The 25,133-nt window shown below is 45.4% G+C and carries 23 protein-coding genes; 17 read left to right on the top strand and 6 right to left on the bottom strand.

What is annotated here, in order from left to right; all coding sequences use genetic code 11:
* Positions 1-85: 85 nt before the first annotated feature.
* The gene (locus tag TCA2_RS19120) at positions 86-1,027 is read right to left on the bottom strand and encodes a DMT family transporter (protein ID WP_047913221.1); all 942 of its coding nucleotides are present in this window, start codon (positions 1,025-1,027) and stop codon (positions 86-88) included.
* 190 nt (positions 1,028-1,217) lie between these two features.
* Here TCA2_RS19120 and TCA2_RS19115 point away from each other — a divergent pair, with 190 nt between their 5' ends.
* The 5 genes from TCA2_RS19115 to TCA2_RS19095 all read left to right on the top strand — a co-directional run bounded on the left by TCA2_RS19115 (position 1,218) and on the right by TCA2_RS19095 (position 3,685).
* Entirely contained in the window at positions 1,218-1,658 is a 441-nt protein-coding gene (locus TCA2_RS19115; RefSeq protein WP_047913220.1) for a hypothetical protein, read from the top strand.
* A 189-nt stretch (positions 1,659-1,847) separates the two neighbouring features.
* Complete coding sequence (locus TCA2_RS19110) at positions 1,848-2,408, top strand: AAA family ATPase (RefSeq protein ID WP_047913219.1); 561 nt, start codon at positions 1,848-1,850, stop codon at positions 2,406-2,408.
* Between the two features lie 56 nt (positions 2,409-2,464).
* Positions 2,465-2,725: a hypothetical protein gene (locus tag TCA2_RS19105; RefSeq protein WP_047913218.1), complete on the top strand. Its 261-nt coding sequence runs from the start codon at positions 2,465-2,467 to the stop codon at positions 2,723-2,725.
* A 135-nt stretch (positions 2,726-2,860) separates the two neighbouring features.
* Positions 2,861-3,040: a hypothetical protein gene (locus TCA2_RS19100; RefSeq protein WP_047913217.1), complete on the top strand. Its 180-nt coding sequence runs from the start codon at positions 2,861-2,863 to the stop codon at positions 3,038-3,040.
* Between the two features lie 33 nt (positions 3,041-3,073).
* Complete coding sequence (locus TCA2_RS19095) at positions 3,074-3,685, top strand: flavin reductase family protein (RefSeq protein ID WP_047913216.1); 612 nt, start codon at positions 3,074-3,076, stop codon at positions 3,683-3,685.
* Between the two features lie 141 nt (positions 3,686-3,826).
* Here TCA2_RS19095 and TCA2_RS19090 read toward each other — a convergent pair whose 3' ends face one another.
* The 5 genes from TCA2_RS19090 to TCA2_RS19070 all read right to left on the bottom strand — a co-directional run bounded on the left by TCA2_RS19090 (position 3,827) and on the right by TCA2_RS19070 (position 8,746).
* Positions 3,827-4,876, bottom strand: a complete 1,050-nt coding sequence (locus tag TCA2_RS19090; protein ID WP_047913215.1) for a helix-turn-helix domain-containing protein — start codon at positions 4,874-4,876, stop codon at positions 3,827-3,829.
* A 25-nt stretch (positions 4,877-4,901) separates the two neighbouring features.
* Positions 4,902-5,909, bottom strand: a complete 1,008-nt coding sequence (locus tag TCA2_RS19085) for a Gfo/Idh/MocA family protein (RefSeq protein WP_047913343.1) — start codon at positions 5,907-5,909, stop codon at positions 4,902-4,904.
* A gap of 49 nt (positions 5,910-5,958) precedes the next feature.
* Positions 5,959-7,041 carry a Gfo/Idh/MocA family protein gene (locus tag TCA2_RS19080; RefSeq protein WP_047913214.1) on the bottom strand — a complete coding sequence of 361 codons (1,083 nt, stop codon included), beginning with the start codon at positions 7,039-7,041 and terminating at the stop codon, positions 5,959-5,961.
* Positions 7,042-7,170: 129 nt separating this feature from the next.
* The gene (locus TCA2_RS19075; RefSeq protein WP_052512226.1) at positions 7,171-8,223 is read right to left on the bottom strand and encodes a hypothetical protein; all 1,053 of its coding nucleotides are present in this window, start codon (positions 8,221-8,223) and stop codon (positions 7,171-7,173) included.
* On the bottom strand, positions 8,213-8,746 hold the full coding sequence (locus TCA2_RS19070) for a GNAT family N-acetyltransferase (RefSeq protein ID WP_047913213.1): 534 nt from the start codon (positions 8,744-8,746) through the stop codon (positions 8,213-8,215). The genes TCA2_RS19075 and TCA2_RS19070 overlap by 11 nt, the downstream gene beginning before the upstream one ends.
* Before the next feature lie 192 nt (positions 8,747-8,938).
* Between TCA2_RS19070 and TCA2_RS27310 the strand changes: the two genes are divergently transcribed.
* From TCA2_RS27310 to TCA2_RS19015, 12 genes are all read left to right on the top strand, one after another.
* A complete protein-coding gene (locus tag TCA2_RS27310; protein ID WP_193746091.1) occupies positions 8,939-9,115 on the top strand; it encodes a hypothetical protein in 177 nt (58 codons plus the stop codon).
* 78 nt (positions 9,116-9,193) lie between these two features.
* The gene (locus TCA2_RS19065; protein WP_047913212.1) at positions 9,194-9,484 is read left to right on the top strand and encodes a DUF6509 family protein; all 291 of its coding nucleotides are present in this window, start codon (positions 9,194-9,196) and stop codon (positions 9,482-9,484) included.
* 155 nt (positions 9,485-9,639) lie between these two features.
* Positions 9,640-10,050, top strand: a complete 411-nt coding sequence (locus tag TCA2_RS19060) for a hypothetical protein (RefSeq protein WP_047913211.1) — start codon at positions 9,640-9,642, stop codon at positions 10,048-10,050.
* A 188-nt stretch (positions 10,051-10,238) separates the two neighbouring features.
* Positions 10,239-12,746, top strand: coding sequence for an ATP-binding protein (locus TCA2_RS19055; RefSeq protein WP_047913210.1), 2,508 nt, complete (start codon positions 10,239-10,241; stop codon positions 12,744-12,746).
* A gap of 3 nt (positions 12,747-12,749) precedes the next feature.
* Positions 12,750-13,613, top strand: a complete 864-nt coding sequence (locus TCA2_RS19050; RefSeq protein ID WP_052512224.1) for a response regulator — start codon at positions 12,750-12,752, stop codon at positions 13,611-13,613.
* A gap of 16 nt (positions 13,614-13,629) precedes the next feature.
* Positions 13,630-13,884 (top strand): bacterial transcriptional activator domain-containing protein, encoded by a 255-nt coding sequence (locus TCA2_RS26355; RefSeq protein ID WP_052512222.1) that lies wholly within the window; start codon positions 13,630-13,632, stop codon positions 13,882-13,884.
* 136 nt (positions 13,885-14,020) lie between these two features.
* Positions 14,021-17,893, top strand: coding sequence for an S-layer homology domain-containing protein (locus tag TCA2_RS26350; RefSeq protein WP_052512220.1), 3,873 nt, complete (start codon positions 14,021-14,023; stop codon positions 17,891-17,893).
* 296 nt (positions 17,894-18,189) lie between these two features.
* Positions 18,190-19,098 (top strand): DoxX-like family protein, encoded by a 909-nt coding sequence (locus TCA2_RS19035; protein ID WP_081872662.1) that lies wholly within the window; start codon positions 18,190-18,192, stop codon positions 19,096-19,098.
* Between the two features lie 16 nt (positions 19,099-19,114).
* Positions 19,115-19,795, top strand: a complete 681-nt coding sequence (locus TCA2_RS19030; protein WP_047913209.1) for a DUF4166 domain-containing protein — start codon at positions 19,115-19,117, stop codon at positions 19,793-19,795.
* A gap of 237 nt (positions 19,796-20,032) precedes the next feature.
* The gene (locus tag TCA2_RS19025) at positions 20,033-21,148 is read left to right on the top strand and encodes an ABC transporter ATP-binding protein (protein ID WP_047913208.1); all 1,116 of its coding nucleotides are present in this window, start codon (positions 20,033-20,035) and stop codon (positions 21,146-21,148) included.
* 24 nt (positions 21,149-21,172) lie between these two features.
* On the top strand, positions 21,173-24,166 hold the full coding sequence (locus TCA2_RS19020) for an extracellular solute-binding protein (protein ID WP_047913207.1): 2,994 nt from the start codon (positions 21,173-21,175) through the stop codon (positions 24,164-24,166).
* Positions 24,153-25,133: a carbohydrate ABC transporter permease gene (locus TCA2_RS19015; RefSeq protein ID WP_047913206.1), complete on the top strand. Its 981-nt coding sequence runs from the start codon at positions 24,153-24,155 to the stop codon at positions 25,131-25,133. Before TCA2_RS19020 ends, TCA2_RS19015 begins: the two co-directional genes overlap by 14 nt.

Genomic DNA, 25,133 nt, shown 5'->3' with positions numbered 1-25,133 from the left:
CTGATAAAAAATGAGCCAGAGTCTCAGCTTGGAGACTCTGGCTCATTTTTTTAAACAAGAAACTATTCCCATTGTAGTTGAACTATTACACTTCCGATGTGCTTGGTTTCTGCTGAACAGGAGGCAGCAGGTCATCTTCTCCGTGGATGTTGTGTTTACCATATCTAAGGAAGATCCAAACACCAAGCAGAATGATAAATCCTGCAATGAGCTGGATGCCGGTCAGTGCCTCACCGAGCAGCATCCAGGCAAGAATGGACGCGAACACGGGCTCCCCGAGCACAGACATGGATACGGTTGTGGCATTCATCACCTTGAGCAGCCAGTTGAACAGATAGTGTCCGAAAAGGGTAGGGACGATCGCCAGCAGGAGGAATATGCCCCATTCTCTTGCATCATACCCGGTAAAGGGAATTTGATTGACCCCATTATAGGCGGCAAGAGCAGAACCAGCGAATAAAAATACCCAGAAGTTATATACATAAGCACTGATGTTTTTTCTAAGATGCTGTCCAAACAGCATGTGTACGGCTACCGCAATGGTTCCCAGAAAAGATAGAAAATCTCCGAACAGTGCATCACCAGATATTCGAAAATCCCCTGCACCAATGACGACAGAGCCGATGACCGCCATACCCATCCCCATGAGCATGACTTTATTGGGACGGATCCCGAACAGCCACATGGACCCGAGCATTACAAGGATCGGCTCCAGTGTGAGAATAACGGTTGAACTGGCCACAGTGGTGAGCCGGAGCGAGCCCATCCATAATAGAAAGTGGAGACCCAGCATCAGGCCTGATGCGGCCAGGTACAGCCATTCTTTTTTAGTCAGCCGAACGATATCATGACGGTATTTATACAGCAGAGGGGCCATGAGCAAATTGGTGAGAAACAGACGGTACATCGCAATAACAGATACTTCTGCATCCGACCAGCGAACAAAGATGGAAGAGAATGAGATGGCAATGATACCGATAATATACAGCATTTCATACTTACTGAAGGAACTTTTAGTGCTAGACATGATCGTATACTCCTGTGGTGTATGTATTTTGCTTAAGCTTAACTCAAACATACACATTATACCGGAGCAGCAGGTAATTAGGAATAGCATTTCATTGGCAGAAGAGACCCTGTACCGAATGCTCAGCTGATTAACAAGAATGGGATTCGTGTAATAAACAGTAAGGCGATTTCAATTGGAGGTAACTCGGATGAAAAAAAGAAACCGACAAACAACAGCCACCTTAAGTGTAACGATCTTGCTGCTGACTGCAGCGATTACTTCGGCAGAACAGACTGCAGCGGCTGAAGCGACGGCAAGCCTGGAAGCGACGAGCACTGCAGAGCCAATCGTCCGCGGAACCATCGTCGAGACGCAAGCGGAAACACAAAAGGAACAAGCTGAAGAGAATATAATAGAAGAAACGGCGATCTATACAGGTCTCGCTGACCCCCATACGGCTGAGTTTAAAATTGATGGTGAGGCTGCAGCTTTTCAGCTGGAAGAAGGCTTGATGGAGCAATTGGAGAATTTACGCAGTGGAACACAAATGGAGCTGAAGTATACCGTTAAAACATTCGATAATTTGCCGGATGTAAGGCAGCTCGTACTTCATGAGGTGGAGATGACAGACAAGAAGAAGGTGGACTAAGAGGAAAAGCTTGTGTATTGTGCAGGGAAGGATTTATTTATGAATGCGTTTACATACACCTGTAGTAAACCCATCAAAGAACGTCAGGCTTATGCCTGGCGTTTTTTGATGTAGAAATAACTCTTGCCTCTTTGAGTAATATGGAATAATATGGATTGAATATTCGGGGGATTGAAGGTGAGCTGTGGTATGAAGTTTGTCATTATCTTTGGGCCCCAGGCTGTCGGTAAAATGACGGTAGGGCAGGAGCTGGAGAAGATTACAGATCTGAAGCTGTTTCATAATCATATGACGATTGATCTGGTATCCCGCTTTTTTAGCTATGGAACCCCTTTAGGGAAGCGGCTGGTGGGGCTGTTTCGCAGAGAGATATTTGAAGAGGTGTCCAAAAGCGATCTGCCAGGTCTCATGTTCACGTATGTGTGGGCTTTTGACCATCCGGAGGATTGGGCTTATATTGAGGAGATCAGCCAGGTTTTTGAGTCCAGAGGGGGAACTGTATACTACGTAGAATTGGAAGCCGGTGTAGAGGAAAGGCTGGAACGCAACAAAACACCCAATCGACTTGAGCATAAACCGACCAAACGCGATATTGAATTCTCTGAACGGGATTTGCTTCGAACGATGGAACGCCATCGGCTGAATTCCTTGGAAGGGGAAATCAAGAAGGAGCATTACATAAGAATTAACAATACTGAGCTGAACCCGGAGGAAACCGCGCAGCGGATTAAAGAAGCGTTTCAATTATAGAATACCGAAATGCAAAATGAATATGTCTCAGGTAAACCGTGAAGGATGTGGATAGTTTGAAAAGAATAATCAGCGGAGGAATTCTGCTCATTAGTGGAACGGTATTATATACAGGAATTCGTATTTCAACAGTGTTTTATGCCGAGAGCTTAGGTGGATGGTCGACTCCGCCGGGTAAATTTGGCACTGCACTTGTAGAATCAGGGGCAGTTTTACCTAGAAATTTGTCAGTTGCACTGATGATAGCAGGAGTCGCACTTGTTCTTTGGGAGTGTTTTGATAAACAAATCATTAAGCTCTTTACTCCTTCCAGCTGATAACTGTGCAGCAGAATGGATGAAGAGAAGCTGATTCTGTTGTAAGAAGTGTAAGAAGGGCACTCTTGGAAATGGACACCTATGAATGGTACTCTAATGGGGAGAGATTAATGCTATTAAAAGGGAGAAACCAACATGAGATCAGAAGACCAAGTCAAACGCAAATTAAATGAACTGAAACGTCAACTGGATATGATGAAGAGCCGATTGTCCGCTGAAGAAGTGGCGGCTAATGTACAGGTACTTCGTTTGGAGGATATGATCATGATGCTGGAATGGGTCATCGATCAGCCAAGCGGCAGCTATCACGTGTAAAGGATTTGTATAAATCGATAGGAGAGGAAGCGAATGGTATCCATTAATCCTAGTGAGCAGAGTGAACGTGAGAATTATAAATTACTGACAGGCAGCATTATTCCGCGGCCGGTTGCTTTTGTTACGACATTATCCAAGGATGGTGTGCTGAATGCTGCTCCGTACAGCTATTTTAATATCGTCACATCCAATCCACCCATGATATCCATCTCCGTGCAGCGCAAGGACGGTCAGATGAAGGATACGGCCCGTAATGCCAATGAACGTGGAGAATTTGTTGTACATATTTCAGATGAGACATACATCGAGGAAATTAACAAGACAGCGGCTAATCTGCCTGAGAATGAGAGTGAGATCGCTCTGACGAATTTGACCCTCGCAGATAGCGTTCAGATCGAAGTTCCTGGCATTGCGGAGTCCAGAATACGGATGGAGTGCGTGCTGGAGCATTCCATATCTCTCGGTGGGGAGAAGAATCTGCCCGGATGCGATCTGTTGATTGGACGAGTCGTACATTTTCATGTAGATGATGAGCTCTATTATGAGGGTAAGATTCGGATGAAGGATTTGCGCCCGGTATCAAGATTAGCAGGCAATGATTACAGCAAATTGGGAGAGTTCTTCTCATTGCAGCGGCCTGAATAACATCATCCAAAGGTTGACTTCGTCATAACACAAACGCTGAAGAGTCCCCAGTTTAGGGAGGCTCTTCAGCGTCTTGTCATATAAAAGGGGAGATTCACCTGGAAAGCCTAAGCCTCAATCGGCCTCAATTTCGTTCAATACTTATAGGAGCGAGCTTTCCCGCTCGGAATATGTGTAAGCTGCTGGAGCAGAAGTTATCTCCGTATTGGCATGCAGCTTCCTGATTCTCATGGTTTTACGGTATTCCATGGGTGTCATACTGTAAACTCGCTTAAATACAGCGTGGAGATAATTAGCACTGGAATAACCGGTTTCCTCTGCAATCTCATCCATCGTACTGTCGCTTGTGGTCAGCCGCTTGCAGATATGAGACAACCGAATGGATTCCAGCATCTCGGTAAAGGTGCCTCCACCGTATTCCTTCAATATTCGCTGCAGCTGACGGGCGCTAAGATGTATCCGATCTGCAACGACTTCCACGGTGAGCGGCTCCATGTAGTTATCCTTCATAAATTGTTCGGCTAGCAGGTACCGATGGCGTCCCATATCTCTGGAGGGGAGTGAACGTCCAGGCTGAGGAAAATAGGCTCTGGCGGTACGAAGCATAATATTAATAACGGCTTGCTTCATGAGCGTAAATAATCCGGGTTCATTCCGATACCAAGCAGTATAGGCGGTAAGAAAGCATTCCATCGCTTTAAACCGATCCGTCGTCGGGATCTTGGGAAGCGAGCTTAGCTGACTTATACAAGCTTCGGCCTCTTTGTATTCTTCCTGAATTCCCGTACTCCAATAGCCTTGTTCCATAGAGGAATCCTTGTATGTAGCAGCTGGCCGAAGCGGAACAATTTCAATTCGAAGACACAGCTCCTCCATGGCCTCATCAGGAGCGGCTTCCTGATAATGCATTACGTGAGGGCCCGTTAGATACATCATTCCTTCCGACAGCTTGTATTCCTGCTCCTCGAGAATAACCTTGCCCTTACCTCTTGGGATAAAATGAAATTCATACTCGTTTGAATGCTTATGAAACTCAATGATCTTACCCGCCGGAAAGGTGATCAGATGGAACTGAACGACCCGGATCCCGTAATTTCCCCAGCAAAAGTCTACATTCAGCTGCTCCAGTGCATGGCGTTGTTCATTCATAAGTTCATAGGGGTAAGACAGGCTGGATTCATTCCGTTCCATCTTGCATGCCTCCTTGCGTTAGGGTTTAGATTGGAAGCTTGGTGGTCAGCTTCTCTGGCACTCCGCTTCGGGCAGAACGATTGGCGGCTTCCATCAGCTGCGTCAGCTGAGAGCCCATAACCAAATTCGCTTCAAACACCGTGCCAGCCTCGATATGACTTACCCACTGCTCAAAGGCACTTGGGTCTGCATCAGGCAGTTCTGCTGTTTGCCATCCCTCATCGTCGGCTGCCAGGTATAACAGCTTGCGATCATGATCTGAGTAGAAAAGACTGCCTTCTGTACCATGAATCTCAAAGGAGAATGGGGAATGACGATTGACAAACCCGGCTTCGACAACGCCAAGAGCTCCGTTCGCATAGCGAAGTTGGACTACGGCATTATCTTCGACTTCTTTGCCGGTCACATAACCGTAGCTGGCGTAAACCTGCTCTGGCATTCCCAGAAACAGATTGGCCAAATACATCGGATGACATCCGAGATCGGTCATCGCACCGCCGCCTGTCTCCTTATAGCTGAAGAAACGTTCCGGCAGCCAGCCTTGACGGTTAGCACCTTGCGGTATCGCTCCGTTATGAGACAGCCGGGTACGAACAAGAGTGAGCTGGCCTAGCCTGCCGCTCTCGATAATCTCCATTGCCTTAAGCGTATATGGCTCATACAGTCGTGGCAGGGAAGCAGTGAGAGTCACCTTCTCCTCCTGCACACATTGGAGGATATCCGAACATTCTTCTGTTGTAAGCGCGATCACTTTTTCAGTGAATATGTGCTTTTTCGCTCTCGCAGCACGGGTTATGACATCATGATGAATAGCCGTGCTCGTAACAACAATAACACCGTCGATATCTGGACTTGCAAGCAGTTGGTCCAGGTTCTCATAGAATGGAACACCGCGTTTAGCTGCTTCTGCACGTCCGCGTTCTACATCCTCATCCCATATGGCTGTAACTTCAGTCAGAGGATGGGCATCTGCCTGCGATGCATAATCGTTTGCATGGACATGCCAGTAACCGAGAATCGCAAGCCTTAGCATTTTACTCATCGTTTCGTCCTCGCTTCCATTGTATTATTGTAAGGTAAGACTATTCAAAATAAATGGCTTTGCCGGTTCTGCTCGATTCATATATGGCCTCCAGGATCTCTGATACAACACAGGCTTGTTCCGGTGTAACCAGGGGCTCTGTATCATGCAGAATGGCATCATACCAGCTGCGCATTTCAAGATCAGGTGCAGAATCGGATTGGCCTTCATAGAAGTCTGCGCCTTTGGCATCCAGTGAGATCTGGTTCAGGTACAGCTTGCCATGGGTTTCGCCATTGATCCGCAGTCCATTTACCATATCAGCACCGCCTTCGGTTCCACATAGAGTTGTCTTGGCTTCCTGAACATCCATAATATTCAGTGCCCAGCTGGCCTCCAGCGAAATGGTAGCACCGTTCTTCATCACAATTAGACCGACAGCAGAATCTTCAACATTGAATTTGGCTGGATCCCATGGCCCCCACGCATTTGCGGCATTTTCCTTGGAGGACAGCTTATGGAAGGATCTGCCGAGCACGACGCTCGGTTCGTAGTTATCCATCAGCCATAGGGTGAGATCAAGCGCATGAGTCCCAATATCGATCAGTGGTCCGCCGCCTTGTTTCTCTTCGTCAAGAAATACACCCCATGTAGGTACTCCGCGTCTTCTAATGGCATGGGCTTTGGCGTAATAAATGTCGCCGAGTGTTCCGTCCTGTACAATCTTCTTCAAGGTCAAGCTATCCGAACGGAAGCGGTTATTATAGCCGATCGTCAGTTTCTTGCCCGACTCCTTGGCCGCGGCCGTCATTCGCTTGGCATCATCAGCGAGTTTAGCCATCGGCTTCTCACACATGACATGCTTTCCGGCTCTGAGTGCAGCAATAGAGATTTCAGCATGTGTATCGTTTGCCGTCAATACATGTACAACCTCAATCGACTCATCCTGCAGCAGTTCTGTGTAATCGGTATAAACCTTTGCTTCCGGTAATCCATACTCTGCTCTTGCCTTTTCTGCCCGTTCCGGTATGAGGTCACAAAATGCGACAATACCTGTTTCCTTGATCTTGCTTAGGCTTGGTAAATGCTTCCCAAATGCAATACCGCCGCAGCCGATGATGGCTGTTCTGATCTGTTTGTCCACGAGAAAATGGCCTCCTTATTCTGCCTATGATGGAGAAGATATGAGATTCGTTTCGGGAACATTTTAGCATGACAGCCATCTGCGGGGATATTCCAAGATTATGACATAAAAGAGTGCAAAATCACGACATCAGATCTGATTTTTACGATTCATCCTGCTCATTTGCTTCTCAAGCTTATTGAAGCCTTCCGATAAGTTCGTCATTTCCAGCTGCTGGGTCGATACGAGGTCCAGTACATCTTTAAGACTGCTTTTATTTTGTTCAGTGATATCGGCTGTGTTCTCAGCCCTTTCTTTGGCGACCTGCAGCATATCCTTTAATTCTGTCATGAGAAGCTCGTAGCTGCTTAACAGAGGACTGTCTTCTCCTGCTGTGCGCAGCTTCACGAGCTCTGCATTCATGGCTTCTACCTTCTCACATATAAGAATCATCTGTTGACGGTGCGAGACCGAGTTCTCATTCTGCACTTCATACGAATATAAAATGTTCTCGATGGAGGAGACGATTTCGACAGAACGCTGGTTGGTCGTGTCTACGGTGGCATTCAGATTGGTCTGATATTCCCGAATCGATTGAACCGATTCTGTCAATCGGGACAGCATATCCTCCATCGCCTGCTTGGCTTCGAGCACTTTTTGCGTCTTGCTTCGGTTCTCAAGCTGTAAGTTATTGTTGAACTTCGCCTGCATAATATTAGAAACGGACACAAAGCAAAAAGTAACGATGTAATACAGGAGATCGTTCACGTTTGTCGAATGAAATATGAATTCACCTTGGGTGAAGAAATAGTAGCATAGAATCGCTAGCGTAATCAGCGTCGTCATCAGATTAATAAACCGATCCTGGTAAATCCCCATGATTGCGACATAGAAATACATCGTCATGATGTTGATCATATGAGGGTCTATATGATTAATCATGAACATAAATATACCGATGATGATCATATTAAAATACTTCATATAAGGTGTAAGCTGCTCTTCAAATTTAGAATAGCTGGCTATAATCGTCATCGGCACGAGCACAAGAAATATGATCCCCTCCACCGTAAGTACAAACCTCAGTGGGATGCCGAGTGCAAAATTAAGCATTTGTACGACGGTGATGACCGTTGCAAATACAGCAACGACCCAGTTGTTTCTCTTCCTTAATAAGTAATGCTCGTCCACGTCAAAGAACACCCGCTTTCCATTCCTCGGGTGGACTATACCAGTCATGCTCAGCTTGTTCATACACTTCCTGTAAATGAAAGAGAGCGGGAATAGCAAGAGCTCCTTTAAACCACTCTGCTTCTTGTACCTGGGTTGTTCTGATCCGATACGTTTGGTTAAATAACTCAAATACGTAAGGATCTGCCATTCCAACGGCATGAGTATACTGATGTTCCTTGGCATAGTGAATCAGGAAGCTGACAATTTCTCTTCCGAGCTTGCCGCGATAGCTTGGCAATACAGCAAAACTATCGACCTCCACGAGATTCATCCCGTCTAATACAATATCGTCAAATTTATTTCTAATAAAAGGTCTTGAGTATGCATAAGGGGTAAATTGAAAGGTTCCCCCGGGTTCCTCATCTATATAAAAAAGAAATTGTTCTGAATGGGGTTCGGCATATTCCATTTCAAACCCTTTCTCATCCCAGCTTGTTTTTTTAATATGATAAAAAATATCGAGTTCTTGCTGAGTGCCGACTTTTCTATACATCTTTCTTCCTCCTGCTGGCGTGTTGTCATATTTAAAGTATATCGGAGATTGAGGAAAAAGACTGTAGTTAATTCAAATTTCCAGCAGAAAATAGTGACACACTGTTGTCACTTTGAGCTCGTATACTGTGAAGAGTCGATCATTTGGAACAATGAAGATATTTGAAGATCTAATAGAGGAGGCGGAGGGCAGTTGCATAACCGTGATCGTTATCCCATTCGTGTTGATATTGAGAAGATTATGGAGCAGCTAGGAATGAATCATGAGAAAGTGATAGATTACATAGATGAACAGAAGAACCAGCAGACTTCTTGCAAAAAAATACTTAAGCCCGTATATTTATCGCATGAAAGCGAAAAGAATGAATAAGAAGGATTGACTCTTACGATTTCAGGTGTGTCCTGATATAATAAAGCGTCACAAAGGTAGAGAGGATGAGCAGCAGCAATGCTTGAAATGAGTAGCTACAGATTTGAAGAGATTAAAGATCCGTTTGGCATTCTAGCGGGGACTCGTTATGAATTCCATATTGATCTTGACGTGGAAGAAGATGATGAGCTGTACTCCGAGAATGGGGTGTACATTCGAGTGATCTATAGAACCAGCGATACGGATTCCAGTATCGTTAAATATGAGTTGTACGAGAGCGTAACAGATCGATATTTGGATTTTGATCTGGAGGAGGATGAGCTTGCTTCCCTTGATGCGTTCTGTAAGGAGAAGCTGGCAGAAATCTAGTCGAGAAGAGCAAGCCTGTAATTGAATAGGTTTATGATGATAAAGAGTTTCTTTTGATAAGCAGCAGTGCTGTTATCAAAGGGGCTCTTTTTTATTAATTCAAAGCTCTTTAATTGCCGATAAATAGGTGACATGACAGCGAAGGAGCGGACTATTTGTATAAAAGATGGTTAACGATTTCTATTATTGCTATTGTCCTACTTTCTTTGATTCCCATATCCATTCTTATCACCAATGAAACACGGCAAGACATACAAGTGCATAACGGAGTGATGGACCTGGCAGGATGGGATCCGGAGCAGGAAGGCAGAATTAAATTGGATGGTGAATGGGAGTTTTATTGGGGGGAGTTGCTTCCCCCTTCCTTCTTCAGGCATGGCGCATCAGATGCTGTTTCCAGAATGATAATGAAAGTACCTTCCGATTGGACGGAGAGCCGTATTAACGGTAAACCTCTACCTGCGTATGGGTATGCGACTTATCGGATGGTGCTGAGCAATGTTCCTGATGATATGGTGTTTGCAATAAAAAAACGAATATTCGTTTTTCAAGTGATATTTATATAAACGGAGAGAAGCTCCTGTCTGATGGGAAGCCCTCTCAGCGCAGTACAGACTATACAGCAGGCAATATCCCACAGATCGGCGGATTTTCAACCACTGGTGATGATATAGAAATTATAGTCCATGTAGCAAATTACGATTATATTAATGCTGGAATTCCTGCTTCCCTTTATTTTGGTGAGCTGAACCATATGATGGAGCATCAACAGCAGCTAATCGTTCGTGAGTTCAGTTTAATTGCGATCCTGGTTACACTTGCGGTCATATACGCCGTATGCTTCATAGCTGCATGGCTGAATGGAAAAAAGGATTATTCATTACTTCTATTTTCCTTGATATGCTTACTATTTTCTATCTATCAGGGGCTGGTAGGGGAAAGAGTCTTATTACTGTTTGGTTCAAGCTTTTCCTTTGAATGGATCTACAAAATAAAGGATATCAGCTCGATGACCTACTTTATCGTACTTGTTGCCCTCTTCAATCAGCTGCAACAGAATATCATTTCACGAAGAGCTGCGAAAATAGCGATCACTGTCCTTAGCCTATTTACACTGCTCATCGTACTTCTTCCGATCCAAAGCTACACTTTAGTTCAAGTATATGTGATTGTATTTTACGAGTTTCTTCTCTTATGGATGCTGGTAAGGGCAGGGACCTTATACGTTAAAAGTACGACTAATCAGCGGATAAATTCTATGTTGTTGTTCTTGGGGATGCTGACTATAAATCTGTATTCATTAGACCTGCTCTTGTTTGCGTTCTCGCTAAAAGAAGAGTTATGGCTTGGGCAATTATACATTGTTATTTTTAATATCATTATGATATTTCTTGTAGTGCTTCGTTTTTTCACAGCATATCAGGAAATGAAAGAGATGAAGAACAAGCTGGTTAAGCTTGATAAAATCAAGGATGACTTCTTAATCAATACATCTCATGAGCTAAAAACACCGCTCGGTGCAATCGTGGGTATCACGGATTCTATCATTAAGCGTGTTGAAGGACCTCTTAACGAACAACAGATTCAAAATCTAACCATTGTTAAGAACAGCGGTAGAAGATTAACTATGCTGGTTAACGATTTGTTGGATTACTCCAAGATGAAGAATGGAGATATAACACTTCATAAGAAAAAGATGAATCTGAGAGCTTCTGTAGATGCGGTTATCAAATTGCAGATGTTTGTACTCGGGAACAAGCCCGTCCGTCTCATAAATAGCATTTCGGAAGCCTTCCCCGATATTTATGCCGATCCTGATCGGTTACTGCAAATTCTACACAATCTGATTGGAAATGCGATGAAGTATACAGACGTAGGTGAAGTTGAAATAAGTGCTGAGATGCATCGAAATACGGTCGTCATTCATGTTAGAGATACCGGAATTGGCATTGCTCCTGGTATGGAGCGGTTTGTATTTCAAGCTTACGAGCAGATTGAATCATCCTCCAAATACGATCGAAGCGGTATAGGCATCGGTCTGAGTATTACTAAGAAGCTCGTTGAACTGCACGGGGGCCGAATTCGAGTGGAATCTGCGATAGGAGAAGGATTTGTTTTTACCTTTACTCTACCGCAGGCGGGTATAGATTCAGTGGAGTGGAATACAGCATCAAAGGAACATAATGTGGAGGCTCATGAGTCATTAAACCTACAAGTTCAATATCCGTTATATCTGGAGGGTGAAATTAAAGAACCCGTATTGGTCGTCGAGGACGACTTGGCGAATATGCAATCCATAATCAATGCTTTGAAGCTGAAGGGTTATTCGATTGTTGCGGTCAATAATGGACATCAGGCGCTGCAGGAGCTGGATAAAAACCAAGGCTTCTATCTTGTTATTTTGGACATTATGATGGCTGATATGAGCGGTTATGAGGTACTAACAAAAATCCGAGAAAGATATACGCTCTTTGAGCTGCCAGTATTAATGCTAACAGCAAGAAATAAGGCGGAAGATATGAGAATTGCTGTAGATAACGGTGCGAATGATTACGTCGGGAAGCCATTTGAGACAGAGGAACTGCTTGCTAGGGTCAACAACCTTACCAAAATGAAAGCTGCTGTAAAACATGCGAAGGAAGCAGAAATTGCTTTTTTACGTTCACAAATTAAGCCTCACTTCTTATATAACGCCTTGAACTCGATTGCTGAGCTATGTATCGTTGAGCCTTCTCAGGCGGAAGACTTGGTGCTTCATCTTTCCAGTTACTTAAGAAACAGCTTTGATTTTAAACAGCTGGATTCGTTCACTACGCTTGAGAAAGAATTAGCATTGGTTGAAGCTTATGTCCATATTGAAAGAGCAAGGTTTGGCAATCGAATTCAAGTAGAGTATGACATTGACGCGGATCCATTTATTCAAATTCCACCCCTCATCCTGCAGCCGTTAGTCGAGAATGCAATCAGACATGGGCTGATGTCGAGCTCGAGTGGAGGAATTGTGAATGTGATGGTGAGGAAGCAGGAGGATCATATAATGCTCATTTCCGTATCCGACAATGGCTGTGGGATGAGTGAGAAGAAGCTTAAGGAGATTCTATCTCCTCAGACGGAGACAAAAGGTGTAGGCCTGTGGAATATTGGACAGAGAATCAAACTGATCTACGGTATTGACTTTGAGGTTATCAGCGCGGAGGGAGTCGGGACACAAATTATGTTCCACATTCCGGCCCATCCGGATTACATGAGAAGGAGTAATTAACTAATGCTGCAAGCTGTTATTGTGGATGATGAAGAGCTCTCTATTAATCGATTAAAAAGGCTGCTGACGGATCATGATGAAATAGAGATTTCACGTACGTATTTAAATTCTAAGGATGCCCTTCAATATATAGAAGCAAATCATGTGGACATCGTATTCTTGGATATATCAATGCCTGAATTAAACGGAATGGAGCTATCCAAGTATCTGAAGCATCACCATGAATCTATAGAGGTCGTTTTCGTAACCGGATACGATGATTATGCCGTGCAAGCCTTCGAAATCAATGCACTTGATTATTTGTTAAAGCCAGTCACGGCACAGCGAGTAGAGGTGACTTTAAACAAAATCCGGAGAACCATCTCAACTAAGGTTCGAGAAAAGACCTTGCCTGCAGAGTCCTCAGAGCTATTCTTGAAGGTTGAAATGTTTGACGGTTTTAAAGTATATCAAAGTAGTCATCAAAAAGAATGGGTTAAGATGAGAAGCCCCAAGACGGAAGAATTATTTGCTTTTTTGCTGCATAAAAGAACAGTCAGCCGAGAAGAAATTATAGATACCTTGTGGAAAAATTTTGAGCCTGAAAAAGCGTGGAAAAATCTGAATTCCACCTTGTATTACATTCGTCAAGCCATTAATGGCTGCTACCAGGGAGCATCCGTTATCCAAGCAACTAGAAATGAGATTCGTATTGATGAAAGGTATTTGTCCTGTGATATATATGAGTTTGATCGTTTAATGAAACAGCAAAGCAATAATCGCATTTTTGAAATTGAGCAAGCAGAGTCAGCCGTGAAGCTGTATACCGGACCATTTCTAAAAGGAAAAACGTACGAGTGGGCAAGCAGCTGGGGGGCTAGAGCTTGAGCAGGACTATATAAAAATGCTTGAATACGCCGCCAAACACTATAGACAAACAGATCAAAGCGAGCGTTCTCTATACTTTTATGAGGAAATTATCAAGATAGACGCTTTTCGTGAGGATATTGGCGGAGAATTAATAAAAGTCTACTTAGAGCTGGGGAGGGAGAAGGAAGCGCTCCGCTTTTATCAGAATCTAGAAGATTTATATAGAACAGAACTAGGAACCGAACCGGTATCGTCTATTAAAAACTTAATCAGCTCCATTGTGTATTGATGCAAATAAGGACCTGTTGTGATAAGTCTATTATCCTAGGTCCTTTTTACTTGTTTATTTTTTGTTTATTGCATAAATGTATAATTTAGGAGAATTATGTCGAATTGAGTAATTAGTAATAGAGGGGAAGAAACAAATGAACCGAAAATTTGTAAAAATCGCCGTAAGTACGACGCTATCTGTTGGTATCGCGGTATCGGGGACTGGTTACAGTGGGAGTGCCTTGGCCCAAGTAGCAGGCATGGGTTGGAGTACGGATGATAGAGAGACGGTGCTTCACCCGATTGTGGAGGATACTAATAGTCAGACTTTTTCCATCGCATCCCTTTTGTCTGGAAAGGTCTATAATTCTGAAACTACCGGAATTGCTGTAATGGGTACGGACAGCTCTAATGGAACATGGGAGTATTACAATACAGATACGGGTTATTGGTACAATATTGAGAAAGTAGATGGTGGAATGGCTTATATTCTGCTATCGAGCTCGGATCAAATTCGTTTTAAGCCAAATCCCAATTGGAATGGTAAAGCGAGTATTGACTATAAGCTGTGGGATACAACGCAAGGTTACAATTCATTCGATAAAAATATCGATACCTCTGGTACTTCTGCATTCAGTGCGGAGCAGGGTTCGACATCCATTAGTGTCACTCCGGTAAACGATGAGCCTTACCTAACGGAGGCAGATGGAGGGGAATATCTTAATTTAAACGGTAACGGAAAGTACGTTACGCTTCCATCCAGCATCAATTCGATTTACGCCGATTCCTTCACAGTCGAAGGATATCTAAAGGTAGACCAGTTTAATACTTGGATGAGATTTTTCGAATCCTCCAATGGTCCTGGAAGTGACAATATATTTGTAGGGTTTGACAATGGAAAGATGAACTTCTCTGCTTATAACGGTTCGAATGGGCCTGGTATCGGGGCAGTAAACAATATTACTACGACAGCAATTTTCCCGCAAAATCAATGGGTTCATGTCGCACTAGTATACAGTCAGTACGAGAAGAAAGCGTATATCTATTGGGACGGTGAACTTAAGGCTTCCGGATCTGCAGATTTAAGCTCGATCGGAGGCAGACTTCGGCATAATCACTGGCTAGGCAAAAGTGGTTGGGGTCAAGATGGATATTATTATGGCGGAATGAAAGATGTAAGCTTCTGGAGCAAGGCCAAGAGCAGGGAAGAAATCATTAGCGGCATGAATGCTAAATTGACCGGATGGGAGCCGGGTTTAGTTGCTCACTACAAGCTGGAACAAGGAAGTCCTCATGCCATCAGTACGCCTCCAGGAAAAGATGGAACAATAGTGAACGCAACACACAAGCAAGCGGAGGGTTTTGTTGGAGCGGTAACGACAGATCTGAATCGCTCTGTTACAAGAGCGTTTAAGGTAACGGATGTAGACGGTGATTCACTTACAGTCACAGTCTCATCGTCTAATCCATCCATTGTTCCGAATGAAAATGTGGTGATCGAAGGCACTGGAGAAGAAAGAACGATGATCATAACGCCATTGCCTGACCAATATGGAAGAACAACGCTCACGATAACTGTTAATGACGGAACGGTTCAAAGAAGTTATGATCTGAACGTTATTATAAACAATACGATTACAGTTACGAATGTCGTACTAAACAAGGACAGTCTTGACTTTATAGTAGGAGGAGACGCTGAGACGCTCGTGGCTTCTGTATCTCCGGAGAACGCTTCAAATAAAGATATCATGTGGACATCGGATAATCACAGTGTTGCTACTGTGGATTCTGACGGAGTTGTGACTCCGGTTGGTCCGGGGACAGCCGTCATTACGGTAACGACAGTGAACGGCTGGCATACAGATACAGCGACAGTCAATGTAGCGGACAAGCCAGGTACACCTGAGAATGTAACGGCCATTCCAGGTGATGGTGAAGCGACAGTTAACTTTACAGCACCTGCGGACAATGGAGGAAGTCCGATTACGAATTACACGGTAACTGCACAGCCAGGAGGTATTACGGCGAGTGGTACGGGCAGTCCGATTAAAGTAACGGGCTTGGACAACGGGACAGCCTACACCTTCACCGTAATAGCGACCAACCGTGCCGGAGACTCCTTATCTTCGATGTCATCTGCAAGTGTTACACCAATACCGCCTGCTCCAGGAGCACCAACCTTGCTTGAGCCTGTAGCTGGCAATGGCGAAGTGACCTTGACTTGGAACGGAGTAGACGAGGCAACGGGATATAAAGTGTTCATGAGTGAATCGCCGGATGCGATCCATAACGAAGTAGCTACAGTAACAGATTCAGTCTACAGTCATACCATTACAGGATTAACGAATGGTAAAGCCTATTATTTTGTACTGAAGGCAACGAATACGGGCAGTGATAGTGCTCCATCCTTACCGGTTACTGCAACACCGATGACGGTTCCTGGAGTAGCGACAAATATAACAGCCACATCAGGCAATCGTCAGGCGATCATTACCTTTACTCCTCCTGTGGATGATGGAGGTAGCCCGATTACGGGTTATGAGGTTACCGTCATGCCAGGAAACCATAAGGTGTATGGAACAACTAGCCCTATTACAGTGACAGGCTTGGATAACGGGACGAGCTACACCTTTACGGTGACAGCAATTAATGGCAAAGGAAGCAGTGAGCACTCGCTTGAATCGGAGCCAGTGACACCGTTAGTACCAGTTGCACCGCCAAGCGAAGACGAAACAAACATCCCAGCTCCGGCTCCAACTCCAGTACCGGCACCAGCACCACAAAAAGAAGCCGAGATCCTGGTGAACGGCAAGGCAGAGGATGTTGGAACGGTATCAACGAGTGAGCAAAATGGTCAAAGCGTAACCAAAGTAGCTTTAGATGATCAGAAACTAAATGATAAGCTTGCAGGTGAAGATTCAAGTTCAGTCTTATCCATTACCGCTAATAAGGAATCCGATGTACTGATCGGTGAACTAACCGGGCAAACGGTCAAAAATCTGGAGAAGATGGAGACTAAGCTCGAAATCAAGACAGCAAATGCAGCATATATTCTGCCTGCAGATGCAATCCGAGTTGATGAAATTTCGAAACAGTTTGGAGCCGTCGCACTTCAGGATATTCGAATTGAAGTGAAGGTTGCAGCGACCAATCGTGAAATGCTTAAGGTGATCGAAAGTGCAGCTGTAAACGGCAAATTCACTTTGATTACACCTGCTGTTGATTTTTCCGTAAGTGCCACTTATGGTAATCAGAACGTTGAAATTTCTGAATTTAATCAATTTGTTACTCGGATGATCGCTATTCCGGATGGAGTAGACGTAAGCAAGATCACGACGGGCGTCATCGTTGATGCAGATGGCTCGGTACGTCACGTACCAACCAAAGTCACACAGCTTAACAGTAAGTATTATGCGCTGATTAATAGTTTGACGAGTGGTCATTCCTATTCTGTAATTTGGAATCCTATCGAATTCAGTGATGTAGAAGGTCACTGGGCACAAGCTGCCGTAAATAATATGGGATCAAGAATGGTAGTGGATGGAGTAGGAAGCGGCCTGTTCAATCCTGATCAGAACATCACCCGAGCAGAATTTGCGGCAATTGTTGTTCGCGGACTAGGACTAGGGCGTGATAATCTACCATCATCCTTTACGGATGTAGCTATGTCAGACTGGTATAACAGTGCTGTAATAACAGCAGCGGAATTTGGACTTATACAAGGTTTTGGAGACGGCACCTTCCGTCCGAATGAACAAATTACTCGTGAGCAGGCGATGGTCATCATTGCGAAGGCAATGGAGCTGACAGAGCTGAATTCTACGCTGCCAGCGGATACTTCTTTGCTTGATACTTTCGTGGATGCACCAGACGCGTCAAAATGGGCAAGTATGAGCATTGCGAAAAGTGTACAAGCAGGCGTAATTAATGGCAGAAGTGAGACAAAGCTTGCTCCAAAAGCAAATATGACTAGAGCGGAAGTTGCAGCGATTGTAGAGCGGCTTCTGCAGAACTCTGAACTAATATAACGAGGTGGATGAACAAGAGTTTCTCTTGCTTGCAGGTAAGACCTGCTGCGGAGAAACTCTTTTTTTTAGTATAAAAGAATCAATTTCATAAATCCTTAAAAAGGTAGAATTGAAAGTATATATAGACAACCAATATCATTTTGATCTATATATACTCTTGATTGAAGCAGCTAATGGTATTATGAAATTGATTCAAAAAGAAAACTTTACACTATATTGCAGCGTCTATAATATAAATTAACTTGTGATTTAATTCTCATACTTCATATTACGAAGTTCGAAGAGGAGGCATTACCGTGTCTGATGATCATCAGACGATTTATATTGAAACGTTCATTCATACAGAGATGGAATCGATTTGGAGAGCCACACAAGACCCGGCAAAGCATGAGGAATGGGACCTGCGATTTTCCAAGATTGAGTACATTCCGAAACAGGATGAAGAGGAGAAGCAGCGTTTTCGCTACGTCACAAATATCGGATTCGGGCTTCGAATAGAAGGAGAGGGTGTAACTACGCCAGGGAAGCATCAGGACCAAGAACGTATGTCGACCCTGCAATTCTCCTCAGATCAGGCAATCTCGCTTATACAGTCTGGTGGAGGATATTGGCGGTATATACAAGAGGATCAGGGGATTCGCTTTGTAACCCGATACGATTACAAGACACGATTTTATTTCCTGGGAAAATGGTTTGATCGCATCATCTTCAGACCATTGATGGGCTGGGCGACAGCACTCAGCTTTGATGTTCTTAAGATTTGGCTTGAAAAAGGAATCCCTCCGAAAGTATCTTATCGGCAGCTGCTTATTCATGCGATCGTTACCTTTGGTCTGATGTTTACCTGGATTTATCATGGATTGGTCCCGAAGCTGCTCTCGCAGGATGCTCAAGAGCTTGCTCTGTTAAAGGGGATCATCGGTTCGGAGGCGAATGCGGTGCTCTTGCTGCAGGTGGCGGGGCTGCTGGAAATTGCTGTTGGGATCTTATGCCTCTTATTTCACAGGCGAAAGGCGCTCTACATAATCAACATTGCAGCCATGCTGCTTCTCGCTATCGGCGCAGCAATCTCAGATATAACCGTCTTCCTTGCGCCGTTTAATCCAGCCACTTTAAATATGGCGGTTTGTTTGCTTGCCTGGATCGGCGGTATGACACTCGCCCATCTTCCATCCGCAGGGCACTGCATCCGCAAGCAGCCATGAGAGAGGAGAACAACCAATGGATTCCATCTATCGGACAGCATTAGGAACTGATTTTGAGAAGCTCCATCCCCGAATTCAGAAGCGATTTGGGTTTAACAGCGCAAGCGGGATCGCTTCAATCGGGACAGGAGTCATGGATTCGGTATGGTACGGGCGAATGTATACTCTTCCTTTTCTATATATCGGCACCTGGCGGAATATTATGTTTCCTCAGAAGGGGACGAATGTGCCGTTTACGATTGAGAATTATGCTTATCTTGATCAATTCGGAAGAGAGACCGTGACTTGGATCCGGACCTACGATTTTGGCCAGCAGCGACGGAGATTTGATGCGACTATGGTATATAGCGGACAGCGTAATCGAATTGTAGATTACTTAGGCACGCATCAGCATCTGGCAGTGGACATTGACCTGACTGTCGATGCGGAAGGAGGCTTAAGACTGCGCTCTGGTGAGCAGCGTTTTTATGAAGGGATCATCGGATTTCGTTTTCCCATGCTGTTCTCTGGAATAGCAGATGTGAGGGAGTGGTACGATGATTCAATGGATAAATTTCGAATTGATGTGAAGGTTACAAATGATACCTGGGGTCCCTTATTCGGATACAGTGGAAGCTTCGATACTGCCTATATCCCAATCCACGAAGACCGCATTCCTTCCCATGTGAAGCCTGTTCGTGAGGAAAAGCGGGAATAGCGAATCTCCAAGCAAAGGATGCGTGTATTCACCGCATTCTTTTTTTTATGGAGAACCTAAACATACCGAATCGGTTAGTCATGTATACAAATGGTTGATCGGCTAGCAGAAACAATCCGAACTACACCGAATAGCGAAATTAGAGTGTTTATTCACAGATACAAAATAATGGAATTGCAGGAAAGCTCGCCTGGAGCCCATAGTGAAAATGGAGGATGAAACGAGAGGAGAAGGGTGATGGCACGAATCCTGTTTAACCATGTGTACAAAAGATATGGCAAAGATCAGCAGCCCGTCGTACAGGATTTTCATCTGGAAGTAGCGGACAGAGAATTCATCGTGTTTGTTGGACCATCGGGATGCGGCAAATCGACGACGCTTCGGATGCTTGCCGGGCTGGAGGAAATCTCAGAGGGCGAGATCTGGATCGATGACGAAATGGTGAATCAGCTGCCGCCAAAAGACAGAGACATCTCCATGGTGTTCCAGAACTATGCACTGTATCCGAACATGTCTGTATATGAGAATATCGCGTTTGGACTGAGGCTTCGCAAAATGCCAAAGCATGATATTGATTTGGCAGTGAAGAGGGCAGCGAGAATTCTCGAGATAGAATCGTATCTTGACCGCAAGCCGAAGGAGCTGTCCGGCGGGCAGCGCCAGCGTGTAGCCCTTGGCCGGTCAATCGTACGCAATCCGCAGGTGTTCCTCATGGATGAGCCGCTGTCCAATCTGGATGCCAAGCTCAGAGTTCATATGCGGACAGAAATTATCAAGCTTCATAAACAGCTCGGAGTGACAACCATATATGTAACCCATGATCAGACAGAAGCGATGACGATGGGCAGCCGAATTATTGTGCTGAAGGATGGCATTATACAGCAGGTGGATTCTCCGGAGCTGATATACAATGATCCGCAGAATATGTTCGTTGCAGGATTTATCGGTTCGCCACAGATGAATTTTATAGAAGGAAAAATTGTAGAAGCGGACAATCAGCTCGAATTTCAGACGCGAAGGCATCGTCTCGTAATTCCCGAGAGCACTGCTGTTCCCTTGAGGAAGCGAAACCGGGTCAATAAGTACGTGATCCTCGGCATCAGGCCGGAAAATATAAGTATAGAACCGATCATGTTCGAGACCTTTCCCCATGCTGTTTTCCAAGGTACCCATCAGTTCAGTGAACTCATGGGTGCCGATCGCTACTTATATGTCGATATTGGAACTGACAAGGATCTGATTGCCAGGGTGAACCCGAGAGAGCATGTGGAAGAGTTGACAGAGATACGGCTGGCGATGGATATGAACAAGGCATTATTTTTCGATAAAACGACGGGTGAAAGGTTCAGCTGATATACAGGAAAAGAGAGGTGCAATATGAAGCATATCCGCTATATTTCCCTTATTCTTCTGCTTGGAGTCATGCTGTTTGCGGGCACCTTTCCGTACGCAAGCTCTTCTGTCACTCGGCCTGCCTCCGCTGCTGCTACCGATGCCTTGCAAGGTTTGGAGGAAGAAGGAGAGACTCCTGTTAATCCCATAATTGAAAGCGCATTCGAACCCTATTATATGGACGTTTCTCGTACATGGGAGGAAGCAGGAGTTCCGTCTGCCCGTGAGTCCATTCTTGTACCCGGCACAAGACTCTCAGGTCAATCCGAAGGGGCTAGTGTATCTACAGGCTCTTACGCAGGCAAGGAGGATGTGCTGATCTGGAACAATAACCGGACAGAATGGATCGAGTATGACATTGAAGTTCCTGCCGAGGGAATGTATGAAATGGCACTGACTTATCACGCCTTGATTGATGAGGACGCTGTTTATCAGAGCTACCGGCCGACAACGATGGCCGTATCCTTTGACGGTGAATATGTGTTCAATGAGGCAAGGGCGATTGAATTTGCAAGAATATTCAGGGATGAGCTCCCTTTCAAGACGGATGAGAAGGGAAATCATATCAGACCAAGGCCGATTGAACAGAATCAGTGGATGAGACAGTCATTTCAGGATGCGGAGGGTACCAGTTCTCTGCCGCTGAAGTGGAAGCTGACCGAAGGCAAACACACGCTGCGTCTTCAATCCTTTGCGCCTATCGTTATCGATCAGATTGAGCTTGTCCCGCCGACAACCATACCTCCTTATGAGGAGTTCCGGATGACCCTGCCGGAGAACAATGGGAATACGAGCGGAAGTGAAGTCATCGTCATCGAGGCCGAGAATATGCAGGCCAAAAATGATGTAGCCATTCAAGTGATGACAGATCAGGACCCGCTTATGTCACCGGATGCCGACAATAAGCTGATTTTTAATGCGATTGGCGGAACACGCTGGCAGAATGGCGGCGGCGCAATAACCTGGAGCTTCACGATACCGGACAGTGGGCGATATAACCTCGGGATCAGAGCCTATCAAGGCTACCAATCGAGCAAAAAGGTGTATCGCAAGATCATGATTGACGGACAGGTGCCCTTCGAAGAGCTGCTGGCTTACCCGATCAATTATTCAACAAGCTGGCAGGGGGTGGTCATCGGTCCATCGGCGGAAGAGCCTTATGAAATATACCTTGAGAAAGGGGAGCATACCCTCACACTAGCTGCAACCTATGCTCCTTACAATCCGGTGCTTAATGAACAGGAACAAGTACTCGCATTGATAAGGGACTTGTCTGAAAATATCAACACGATTACCGGAGGAGTAGAAGATACAGCTCGAACGTGGAGGATCAAAGAGAATTTTCCGGAGCTCATTACAAGGACAGAGGAGATTAAACAGAAGCTGGAGCGCATGGCGGCCATGCTGCTTGAAGTGAATGGCGAAGCCGATGCAAATTCACAATCCTTGTCTACAGCAATAACCGATATAGAGGATATTCTTCGTTATCCAAATGACATACCATACAAGCTGGAGGATCTCAGCCTCATATCTTCCCGGGTTGCCTCCATCACAGCGAGCCTTACGGCTGCACCTATGGCACTCGACAAGTTATATATTGCTCCGGCAGGCACAGCGTTTCCGAGAATGGAAGCGAATTGGGGAGAGAAGACATTAAGAAATACCTCTTCATTCTTTCATTCCTTTAGTTCAGACAACAGGCTGTCGTCCAGTGAGGACGAGGTGCTGAATATATGGGTCAACTATGGTCGTGACTATGTCAATCTGATACAGGAGATGGCGGATCAATATTTTACACCGGAGACAGGCATTGAAGTTCAAGTGGATCTTCTTCCAGATGAAAATCTACTGGTAATGGCGAATGCGGCCGGTAAATCTCCGGATATTGCGCTGGGAATGACGGAAGGTAGGCCGATTGAATTGGCCATTCGCGGGGCAGTAGAGGATTTGTCGGATTATCCGGGGTTTGATGACTTATTCGAGCAGTATTCACCGGGCTCTACACTGCCCTACTATTTTGCTGACGGTTATTATGCACTCCCGGAAACTCAGCGGTTTCAGGTGCTCTATTATCGCAAGGATATTCTACAGAAGCTGGGGCTTGGCGTGCCCGATACATGGGAGGATGTCATCGAGATGCTGCCAACCTTGCAGCAGAACGGATATAACTTTCACATTCCGTATAACGATTATATGACCTTCCTATATCAGTATGGTGCTGAGTTTTATACGGCAGATGGAATGAAGACAGCGCTTGATTCACCGGAGGCGTTTACCGGCTTCAAGCTCATGACCGACCTGTTTACCGTGTACGGGATTGAGCAGCAAGTCCCAAGCTTCTACCAGCATTTCCGTGATGGAGATATGCCGATCGGGATCGCCGATTTCAACTTTTATTTGCAGATGCGTGTAGCGGCACCGGAGCTGGATGGCTGGTGGGGAATGGCGCCGCTGCCGGGAACAGTGAGTGAGCGTGGAGAAGTAGAGCGCTGGACAGGTGGAAATCAGACCGCGGCAGCGATCTTCTCAAACAGCGATCTTAAAGAGGAAGCCTGGCAGTTTCTACAGTGGTGGCTGTCGAGTGAGACGCAGCAGCGATTCGGGAATGATCTGGAAGGATTCTATGGAGTCGCGTTCCGCTGGAATACGGCGAATCTTGAAGCCTTTACAGGACTGCCATGGAACGAGGAAGAGCTTGCCGTCATGCTGGAGCAGTGGCGTTGGTACAAGGATATGGCGAACATACCAGGCTCTTATTTTATCCCGCGTGAAGTCATGAATGCTTGGAACCGAACCGTGCTGAGCGGACAAAATTACCGTGATGCGCTGGAAGAGGGCATTCTTGGCATGGATCGTGAGATTTGGCGTAAAGCACGGGAGTTTGATTTTATCGATGATCAAGGCAGCATAGTCGATACTTACGATCCACCGCAGGTGACAGAGCCTTGGAAGGGAGTGGATAGGTATGTCAACCCATGAGGCAGAGCTATCTAAGTCAGTAACACCGCCAGCGAAACAGCAAAAGACCAGCAGCAATCGTATTGCAGGGCTGTTTAGGGAGATATGGAAATACCGGCTTTCTTACCTGTTTATCTCTCCCTTCGTCATCGCTTTTATGCTCTTTATTCTGCTGCCTGTGCTGGCTGCGTTTGGGCTTAGCTTCACGGATTTCAACACCATCCAATTCCCGAAGTTTATCGGCTGGGATAACTATGAATATATTTTTTCACAGGATACCTTATTTCTGAAGCACGCAATTCCGAATACGATCAAATTTGCGGTGCTGGTCGGTCCAGGCGGCTTGATTCTATCCTTTATTCTCGCCTGGCTGATTGCTCAGATTCCAGACAAAATTCGACTGTGGTTCGTGCTGGCGATCTATGCTCCCTCGTTAACCGGAGGCGTGGTAATGCAGATCATATGGCAGCCGCTGCTGTCCGGAGATCGCATCGGCTACTTGAACAGCTTCTTACTTCGACTTGGCATCATTGATGAACCGCAGCTATGGGTGCTTGATCCGGCCTACTTGATGAATTCCATGATTATCGTCACCTTGTGGTCCAGTATGGGCGTAGGCTTCCTTGCGATGCTGGCCGGTATTCTGAACGTTGATGAGACGCTCTATGAGGCCGGGCGGCTTGACGGAATCAAGAGCAGATTGCAGGAAATCTGGTATATTACGATTCCTTACATGCGGCCGCAAATGCTGTTTGCTTCCGTTATGGCCATTGTATCTGCGTTCAAGGCAGGGGCCATTGGTGAACAGCTGTCCCAGACCAAGCCGACGCCTGAATATGCAGGGCATACCCTCGTCAATCACATTGATGATTATGGGCTGGTCCGGTTTGAGATGGGCTACGCAGCAGCCTTGTCCGTTGTTCTGCTCATTACAATCTGTATATTCAACAGGCTCAGCTGGAGATTGTTTGGTACGAAGGGGGAATGA

The sequence above is a fragment of the Paenibacillus sp. TCA20 genome (genome assembly GCF_000732325.1).
GTDB lineage: Bacteria > Bacillota > Bacilli > Paenibacillales > Paenibacillaceae > Paenibacillus > Paenibacillus urinalis.
This window is presented reverse-complemented; position numbering and strand designations above follow the sequence as displayed.

Bases quoted from the DNA above. Each gene is read 5' to 3' on its own strand.
- TCA2_RS19120 (WP_047913221.1), bottom strand. From the start codon at position 1,027: ATGTCTAGCACTAAAAGTTCCTTCAGTAAGTATGAAATGCTGTATATT.
- TCA2_RS19115 (WP_047913220.1), top strand. From the start codon at position 1,218: ATGAAAAAAAGAAACCGACAAACAACAGCCACCTTAAGTGTAACGATC.
- TCA2_RS19110 (WP_047913219.1), top strand. From the start codon at position 1,848: ATGAAGTTTGTCATTATCTTTGGGCCCCAGGCTGTCGGTAAAATGACG.
- TCA2_RS19100 (WP_047913217.1), top strand. From the start codon at position 2,861: ATGAGATCAGAAGACCAAGTCAAACGCAAATTAAATGAACTGAAACGT.
- TCA2_RS19095 (WP_047913216.1), top strand. From the start codon at position 3,074: ATGGTATCCATTAATCCTAGTGAGCAGAGTGAACGTGAGAATTATAAA.
- TCA2_RS19090 (WP_047913215.1), bottom strand. From the start codon at position 4,876: ATGGAACGGAATGAATCCAGCCTGTCTTACCCCTATGAACTTATGAAT.
- TCA2_RS19085 (WP_047913343.1), bottom strand. From the start codon at position 5,909: ATGCTAAGGCTTGCGATTCTCGGTTACTGGCATGTCCATGCAAACGAT.
- TCA2_RS19070 (WP_047913213.1), bottom strand. From the start codon at position 8,746: ATGTATAGAAAAGTCGGCACTCAGCAAGAACTCGATATTTTTTATCAT.
- TCA2_RS19065 (WP_047913212.1), top strand. From the start codon at position 9,194: ATGCTTGAAATGAGTAGCTACAGATTTGAAGAGATTAAAGATCCGTTT.
- TCA2_RS19055 (WP_047913210.1), top strand. From the start codon at position 10,239: ATGATGGAGCATCAACAGCAGCTAATCGTTCGTGAGTTCAGTTTAATT.
- TCA2_RS19050 (WP_052512224.1), top strand. From the start codon at position 12,750: ATGCTGCAAGCTGTTATTGTGGATGATGAAGAGCTCTCTATTAATCGA.
- TCA2_RS26355 (WP_052512222.1), top strand. From the start codon at position 13,630: ATGCTTGAATACGCCGCCAAACACTATAGACAAACAGATCAAAGCGAG.
- TCA2_RS26350 (WP_052512220.1), top strand. From the start codon at position 14,021: ATGAACCGAAAATTTGTAAAAATCGCCGTAAGTACGACGCTATCTGTT.
- TCA2_RS19030 (WP_047913209.1), top strand. From the start codon at position 19,115: ATGGATTCCATCTATCGGACAGCATTAGGAACTGATTTTGAGAAGCTC.
- TCA2_RS19025 (WP_047913208.1), top strand. From the start codon at position 20,033: ATGGCACGAATCCTGTTTAACCATGTGTACAAAAGATATGGCAAAGAT.
- TCA2_RS19020 (WP_047913207.1), top strand. From the start codon at position 21,173: ATGAAGCATATCCGCTATATTTCCCTTATTCTTCTGCTTGGAGTCATG.
- TCA2_RS19015 (WP_047913206.1), top strand. From the start codon at position 24,153: ATGTCAACCCATGAGGCAGAGCTATCTAAGTCAGTAACACCGCCAGCG.